The sequence below is a fragment of the Roseomonas sp. TAS13 genome, from assembly GCF_001950415.1.
In the GTDB taxonomy this organism is placed as follows: domain Bacteria; phylum Pseudomonadota; class Alphaproteobacteria; order Acetobacterales; family Acetobacteraceae; genus Roseomonas; species Roseomonas mucosa.
On sequence record NZ_BDLP01000219.1, the window covers coordinates 1 to 7,572 of the forward strand.

A 7,572-nucleotide genomic window follows, 5' to 3' on the forward strand; every position below is an offset into this window, starting at 1 on the left:
ACCAGCACCACCGCATGCCAGGGCATGGGCGAAGCTGTGCCCTCGGCGGCGACACGCTCCATGGGCAGGATGAGCCAGAGCGTGCTGCCACGGCCCAGGCGGCTCCGCACCCCGATCTCGCCCCCCTGCGCCCGGACCAGGCGGCGGGAGATGGACAGGCCCAGCCCCGTGCCGCCGAAATCGTTGGCGATCCGCTCATGGGCCTGGGTGAAGCTCTCGAAGATGCGCTCCTGGGCCTCCGGCGCGATGCCGATCCCCGTGTCCGACACTTCCAGCCGCAGCAGGATGCCTCCCGGCTGTTCCTGCATGTCCAGGGCCAGGACCACCCCGCCCTGGCGGGTGAACTTCACCGCGTTGCCGGTCAGGTTCAGCAGCACCTCGCCCAGGCGGCGCCGGTCGCCGCGCAGCAGGCCGGTGCTGCGCGGCGTGACGTGGAAGCCGAGGCGGAGGTCCTTCTCCAGCGCCTGGGCGGTGACCAGCCGCGCCGCGTCGCGCAGCACTGCCACCGGATCGAAGACCACCTGCTCGAAGGCGACGCGGCCCGCATCCAGGCGCGACAGGTTCAGCAGGTCGTCGATCAGCGAGATCAGGGAGCGCGCGGAGGTCTGGATCGTCCCCGTCATCTCCCGCTGCTCGGGCTGCAGCGGCGTGCGGCGCAGCAGGTCGTTCATGCCGACGATGGCGGTGACCGGCGTACGCAGCTCGTGGCTGACGCTGGCCAGGAAGAGGCTCTTCGCCTGGCTGGCCTGTTCCGCCTGGTCCCGCGCCAGGGACAGCTTGCGGATCAGCATCGCGGCATAGCCCGGCAGGACCACCAGCCCAGCCAGCAGGCCCAGCGCCAGCGGGTAGTTGGCCTGCCAGTAGGGCGAGACATGGATGATGGTGCCGAAGGCCAGGATGGACAGGCCCGCCGCGACGCCCAGATAAGCGATGCCGAAGCGGAAGCCGTTGCCGAAGATCACCCAGAGATAGAGCGGATAGAGCGCGGCCACATAGACACCGCCGGTGAGCAGCCCGCCCGAGAGGGTGCCCAGATCCAGCACGATCCCCGCCAGGCGTCGCAGGACGGAGGCGCCGGGGCGGAGCACCAGATGCCCGCAGAGCAGCAGTGTCGCGATGGCAAAGGCGGCGCAGAGCCACCGCGCCTCTTCCAGCGAGGCATCGGAGGGCACCACCAGGAAGAAGTACACCAGCGCGCAAAGGGCGATCGCCACCCGGTTCAGGGCGATCTCGTGCTCCTTGTCGGGACGGCGGCGAAGCCGGGCAACGATCCATCGCAAAGGTGAGGCCACGGGCACGATCCAGAACGTCGGAGAGCCGGGGAAACCCTCCTCCCGGCACGGTTATAGCCCGGGCGGACAGGGCGGGGCGACCGTGGCACGGTTCGTCGTTGCGATACCATTATAAAATATTCAGCCACAGGTTGTTGCGCAAGGAAATCCGCCCTCCCTGAATCATCCTTCCGAATCAACAACAAGTAACCCAGGAAACAAGAATGCGGCTTGCGCCTTTGAGCCGAGGCAACAGGGGACAAGCACAACCTGTAATGGTAGGATGGGGCACCCGCGCGCAAGCCGGCCGGAAACTGCCCCTACCTCGATTTCACCGCTTCGCCAGGTTCCGGAGCTTTGGTGCGCCCTTCCAGCCGGGATCAGGCGGCAGACTGGCGGCACCCACGCAAAGCCAACGAAAGCCCGGGGCCCCGGGACCGGCCGGGGCGAGAGGCAGAGCCTCTCTCCCGGCGGGCCATCACGAAGCGCAACGCAGAACGGCCAGGAAAAGCGGCTGGCCGGATCAGTGCGCCTCGGCCCAGGAATGTCCCGTCCCGACCTCGACGGACAGGGGGACATGCAAGGTCGCCACGCCCTCCATCACCTCCCGCACCAGCGTCGCCGTCGCCTCGACCTCACCCTCCGGCACCTCGAAGAGCAACTCGTCATGCACCTGCAGCAGCATGCGCGCCGAGAGTCCGGCCTCGCGCAGTGCCAGCGGCATGCGGACCATGGCGCGCTTGATGATCTCCGCAGCCCCCCCCTGGAAGGGGGCGTTGATCGCCTGCCGCTCGGCATTGGCGCGGATCTGCGCCTGCTTGGCGGTGATGTCGGGAATCCACAGCGCCCGGCCGAAGGAGGTGCGGACGAAGCCGTGGATGCGGGCCTCCTCCTTGATCTTCTCCATCGCGTCGCGGATGCCCGGATACTGCGTGAAATAGGCGTCGATGATCCCCCGCGCCTCGCCCGGGGAGATGCCAAGCCGCGGCCCCAGGCCGAAGGCCGAGATGCCGTAGATGATGCCGAAATTCACCGTCTTGGCACGGCGGCGCAGCTCGCGGTCCACCGGCGCCCCTTCCGGCAGGCGGAAGATCTCCCGCGCCGTGCGGGTGTGGATGTCCTCGCCCTTGCTGAAGGCCTCCCGCAGCGTCGGCACGTCGGCCATGTGGGCCAGCAGCCGCAGCTCGATCTGCGAATAATCCGCCGCCAGCAGGACATGCCCCGGCTCCGCCACGAAGGCGCGGCGGATCTTGGCGCCTTCCTCGGTGCGGATGGGGATGTTCTGCAGGTTGGGCTCGGTGGAGGAAAGCCGGCCGGTGGAGGTGATGGCCATGCTGAAATCCGTATGGACCCGGCCATCGGCAGCGATCTGCGCCTGCAGCCCGTCCACATAGGTGGATTTCAGCTTCGAGAGCTGCCGCCAGTCCAGCACCTTGCGGGGCAGCTCGTGGCCCTGGGCCGCCAGCTCCTCCAGCACGAAGACGTCGGTGGAATAGGCGCCGGTCTTTCCCTTGCGGCCGCCGGGCAGGCCCATCTCGCCGAACAGGATATCGCCGAGCTGCTTGGGGGAGCCGACATTGAAGGCGCGGCCGGCGAGTCCGTGGATCTCCGCCTCCAGCGCCGTCATGCGCTGGGAGAAGTCCTCGCCGATCCGCGCCAGCTCCTCGCCGTCCACCTTGATGCCGGCGGTTTCCATGTCGCGCAGCACGGCGATCATGCGACGCTCGACCTGCTCGTAGAGGGCCAGCGCCCGGCGTTCGCGCAAAAGCGGCTTCAGCGCCAGCCAGAGGCGCAGCGTGACATCCGCATCCTCCGCGGCATAGGCGGTGGCCTGCTCCAGCGGCACCTGGGCAAAGGGCTTGCGCGCCCTGCCGGTGCCGGTCACCTCGTCATAGGTGACCGGCTGGTGCGCCAGGTGCCGGCGCGACAGCTCGTCCATCCCATGCCCGTGCCGCCCGGCATCGAGACTGTAGGAAAGCAGCATCGTGTCGTCCACCGGATCGACCGTGAGGCCGCCATTCTCCGGCCGGGCCAGCACCTCGGTGTCGTATTTCGCGTTGTGCAGCACCTTCAGCATGCCGGGCTCGGCCAGAAGCGGGCGCAGCAGGGCAATCGCCTCGTCGAAAGGCACCTGCTGCGGCGCCGGCTGCAACAGGTCGCCCGAGGCATGGCGCAGCGGCAGGTAGGCCGCCTGCCCCGGCGCGACCGCAAGGCAGACGCCCACCAGATTGGCCGCCAGCGCGTCCAGGCTGTCCGTCTCCGTGTCCACCGCCACCACCCCGGCCTCGCGCGCCCGCGCGATCCAGCGCTCCAGTGTGGCGAGATCGGCGATGGTCTCGTAGGGGCCGAAGGGCGCGGCCTCGGCCGGCACCGCCAGCGGTTCGGCGGGAACCGGCGCCTCGAGCGCGGCCGGCAGGCGACGGGGGCCGCTGTCGCGCAGGCCGTCCTGGCTCAGCCCCAGCCGATGCTGCAGCGAGCGGAAGCCGTTGCGCTCCAGGAAGCCGCTCAACCGCGCCGGCTCGGGCGGCCGGGTGACGAATTCCTCCACCGGGTGCGGCAGGGGGGCGTTGCGGTCCAGCTCCACCAGCCGGCGGCTGATGCGGGCGTTCTCCGCATTCTCCTCCAGCGTCTGGCGGCGCTTGGGCTGCCTGATCTCGGACAGGCGGGAAAGCAGCGTCTCCACGTCCCCATAGGTCTCGATCAGCTGCGCGGCGGTCTTCACGCCGATGCCCGGCACGCCCGGCACGTTGTCGGTGGGGTCCCCGGCCAGGGCCTGCACCTCGACCACCTTCTCCGGCGGCACGCCGAACTTCTCCATCACCTCGGCGGCGCGGATCGGCTTCTGCTTGATCGGGTCCAGCAGCTCGACGCGCTCGTCCACGAGCTGCATCAGGTCCTTGTCGGAGGAGACGATCGTCACCCGCCCGCCATCCCGCGCGAAGGCGGCGGCATAGGAGGCGATCATGTCGTCCGCCTCGTAGCCCTGCTGCTCCACGCAGGCGACGCCGAAGGCCGCCGTGGCCTCGCGGATCATCTTGAACTGGGGCACCAGCTCCGGCGGCGGCTCGGGCCGGTGCGCCTTGTAGTCGGGGTAGATCTCGTTGCGGAAGGTGCTGCGGGAGGCGTCGAAGACCACGGCGATATGGCTGCCCACATGCCGGGACAGGAAGTTCGACAGCATGCCGGAGAAGCCGAAGACGGCGTTCACCGGCACGCCCTCCGGATTGGTCATCGGTGGCAGGGCGTGGAAGGCGCGGAAGATGTAGCCCGACCCGTCCACCAGGATCAGGTGCCGCTCGCCCGGCGGGGTGGCCGGCACGCCGCCCGCCGCCCCCGGCATGTTGATGACGGCGGCTGTGGCCGCTTCCTGCTCCGGGGCCGTGCTGTCACGGGGGGTCCCGGAGGGTGCATCCTCGGTCATCGCCGCCCCTTTCCGAATTCCTGCCAGCGCCTCAGTGGTGGCCGTCATCCCCCGCGCCCTCGGCCAGCACATAGGTGCGCGAGCAGTAGGGGCAGGTGACCTCCCGGTCCTCGATCCGCATGTAGATGGTGGGATGCCCCAGCGCGCCCTTGCCGCCGTCGCAGGCCACCACCCGGCTCTCCACCGTGATCTTGTCCACCGGCGTCACGCCGGGAACGATATGAGGGGTATAGCCGGTGTAGCTGCTGTCGCGCATCGGATCGCTCGCCTGCAGGAAGGATGGGATCCCCTAGATAGGCCCTCCGCGCCCTCCGGGCCAGGGTGGGGGGCAAGGCAGGGGATCAGGGCTTTGCTGCCACTGCCAGCCGGGAGGCCTTGCCTTCCCCGGGGCCCCATCCACCAGGACCCTGAGGGTCCTGGACCTCCCCTTCGCTGGCTCTCGCTGACACCGGATCGCGGCGGGAAGCATGGCTTCCCGGCGACTGCCGCTGCCACCAGCGCGAAGATAGTGTCTTTCCTTTCTCCGGGAGCTTGCCGGTCCGCCTGTCCCCAGGAGTGGGCCACAGGCCGACCTTGCCGCCAGCACCAACTCAAGGCGGGGTCTGGGGAGATACTATCTCCCCAGCGGTGGGGGACCGGGGGAGGCGGAGCCTCCGCCCGGGGGCATCCGCCGGAAACCCCACTTCAGGCTTGCTTCATCTCGATCAGCGAGCGCCGGACCTTCCGCCCGCGCTGGATGCGGTCCTCGATGAAGCCTGCCTCGCCCCAGCGCACCGCGCGGCCCAGGGCCTGGGAATCCTCGGTGAAGCGCGCCAGCATCTCCAGCAGCGCCTCGCGGTTGTTCAGGAAGATGTCGCGCCACATGGCCACGTCGCTGGCGGCAATGCGGGTGAAGTCGCGGAAGCCCGAGGCGGCGAAGCGCAGGATGTTGTCCTGCGTCTCCTGCGCCAGGTCGTCGGCGGTGGAGCAGATGGTGAAGGCGATCAGGTGCGGCAGGTGCGAGACGATGGCCACCACCTTGTCGTGCTTGGCGGCGTCCATCACCTCCAGCGTCGAGCCCGCGCGGCGCCACATCTCCGTGACTTTCTCCACGGCGGTGGGATCGGCGCCCGGCGGCGGCGTCAGGATCACCCAGCGGCCCTGGAACAGCGCGGCGAAGCCGGCATCGGGGCCGGAGAACTCGGTGCCGGCCATGGGATGGCCCGGCACCAGGTGCACGCCTTCCGGCAACAGGGGCAGCAGGTCGCGCAGCACGCTGCTCTTGGTGCTGCCGACGTCGCTCAGCACGCAGCCCGGGGCGAGATGCGCCGCGATCACCGACATCACCCCGTGATAGGCGCCCACGGGCACGCAGAGGACGACCGCGTCGCAGCCCTCCACCGCCCGCACCGGATTGGGCTCCACCGTATCGGCGATGCCCAGTGCCCGCACCCGCCCGATCACCGTGGCGGAACTGTCGTGCACCACCAGATGCCGGGCGATGTCGCCCCGCTCGCAGACCAGCCGCGCCAGGGAGGAACCAATCAGGCCGGCGCCGATGATGCAGAGGCGGCGGAAGAGGGGATCGCTCATCCGCGCGCGAAGCCGGTGAGCGCCTCGATCACCATCTCGCATTCCTCGGCATTGCCGATGGTGACGCGGAGGTAGCGCGGCAGGCCATAGCCGCCCATGGCGCGCACGATCAGCCCGCGCGCGCGCAGATGCGCGTCGGCGGCCCCGGCGCGCTCGGCGCTGCCGAAATCCACCAGCACGAAGTTGGTCTCGCTCGGCCGCACCGGAAGGCCCACCGCCTCCAGCGCCGCGCTCAGCTTCGCGCGCCATTCGCTGTTGTGCGCGACGTTCTTCCCGATCCAGCCCGGCTCGGCCAGGGCGGCGATGCCGGCGGCGGCGGCGGCGGCGTTCACGTTGAACGGCCCACGCACCCGGCCCAGCACAGCGACGATGGTGGGCGAGGCATAGGCCCAGCCCAGGCGCATGCCGCCCAGTCCATAGATCTTGCTGAAGGTGCGCAGCATCACCGTGTTGTCGCTGGCATCCACAACCTTCGCCCCGGCGTCGTAGCCCGGGGCGGTAACGTATTCCGCATAGGCGGAATCCAGCGCCAGCAGGATGTCGTCGCGCAGGCCCGCGCGCAGGCGCTCGACCTCGCCCTGCGGCAGCAGCGTGCCGGTCGGGTTGTTCGGGTTGGTGAGGAAGACCAGCTTCGTGCGCGGCCCGACCGCGGCCAGCATGGCATCCACATCGGCGGTCAGCTCGCGCTCCGGCACCTTGATGACGCGGCAGCCGGCCCAGAGCCCGGTCAGCTCGTACATCTGGAAGCCGTAGGCGGACATGACGAGCTCGGTGCCCTCGCCGCCATAGGCCATGATCAGCAGCGCGATCAGCTCGTCGGAGCCGTTGCCGCAGACGATCCGCGCCGGGTCCAGCCCATGTGCCGCCCCGATCGCCTCGCGCAGCGCCTTCGCCCCGCCATCCGGATAGCGGTGCGCCTCGGTCGCCATCGCCCGGATCGCCTCCACCGCGCCGGGCGGCGGGCCGAAGGCGCCCTCGTTGGAGGACAGCTTCACGATGCGGTTCACGCCCGGGATCCTGGATTCGCCGCCGACATAGGGCTCGACGGCGAGGATGGAGGGACGGGGCATCACGGTCATGGCAGGCTCTCCGGCTCGGCATAGGCGCCGAGCAGATCGGCGCGAAAATTCTTCAGGCGGGGGTCGTCGGCGGACAGGAAGCCCTCGATCTCGGCCAGGGCGCAGCCCTCCGCGCCCCTGTCGGCCGCGCGCCCGGCGCCCGTCTCGTGCGGGTGCGGCAGGTCGCGGAAGGGGATCAGCCGCAGCCTGTCTCTTGATCACATCTACGCACAGCTCCACCGTAAGGCGA

The 7,572-nt window shown here is 69.8% G+C and carries 5 protein-coding genes; all 5 read right to left on the reverse strand.

Annotated features, from left to right (window positions below; translation table 11 throughout):
* Nucleotides 1-1,292, reverse strand: a 1,292-nt coding sequence (locus ROTAS13_RS15890; protein WP_253187696.1) for a HAMP domain-containing sensor histidine kinase, incomplete at its 3' end; no start/stop codon positions are given.
* Nucleotides 1,293-1,794: 502 nt separating this feature from the next.
* Nucleotides 1,795-4,692, reverse strand: a complete 2,898-nt coding sequence (gene polA, locus ROTAS13_RS15895) for a DNA polymerase I (protein WP_371329197.1) — start codon at nucleotides 4,690-4,692, stop codon at nucleotides 1,795-1,797.
* A gap of 31 nt (nucleotides 4,693-4,723) precedes the next feature.
* On the reverse strand, nucleotides 4,724-4,948 hold the full coding sequence (locus ROTAS13_RS15900) for a zinc-finger domain-containing protein (protein WP_019460968.1): 225 nt from the start codon (nucleotides 4,946-4,948) through the stop codon (nucleotides 4,724-4,726).
* Nucleotides 4,949-5,376: 428 nt separating this feature from the next.
* Nucleotides 5,377-6,264 (reverse strand): prephenate dehydrogenase/arogenate dehydrogenase family protein, encoded by an 888-nt coding sequence (locus ROTAS13_RS15905; protein ID WP_019460967.1) that lies wholly within the window; start codon nucleotides 6,262-6,264, stop codon nucleotides 5,377-5,379.
* The gene (hisC, locus tag ROTAS13_RS15910) at nucleotides 6,261-7,343 is read right to left on the reverse strand and encodes a histidinol-phosphate transaminase (RefSeq protein WP_019460966.1); all 1,083 of its coding nucleotides are present in this window, start codon (nucleotides 7,341-7,343) and stop codon (nucleotides 6,261-6,263) included. The genes ROTAS13_RS15905 and hisC overlap by 4 nt, the downstream gene beginning before the upstream one ends.
* Between the last annotated feature and the right edge of the window lie 229 nt (nucleotides 7,344-7,572).

Coding starts and splice junctions, on each gene's coding strand:
- polA (WP_371329197.1), bottom strand. CDS start 4,692: ATGACCGAGGATGCACCCTCCGGGACCCCCCGTGACAGCACGGCCCCG.
- ROTAS13_RS15900 (WP_019460968.1), bottom strand. CDS start 4,948: ATGCGCGACAGCAGCTACACCGGCTATACCCCTCATATCGTTCCCGGC.
- hisC (WP_019460966.1), bottom strand. CDS start 7,343: ATGACCGTGATGCCCCGTCCCTCCATCCTCGCCGTCGAGCCCTATGTC.
- ROTAS13_RS15905 (WP_019460967.1), bottom strand. CDS start 6,264: ATGAGCGATCCCCTCTTCCGCCGCCTCTGCATCATCGGCGCCGGCCTG.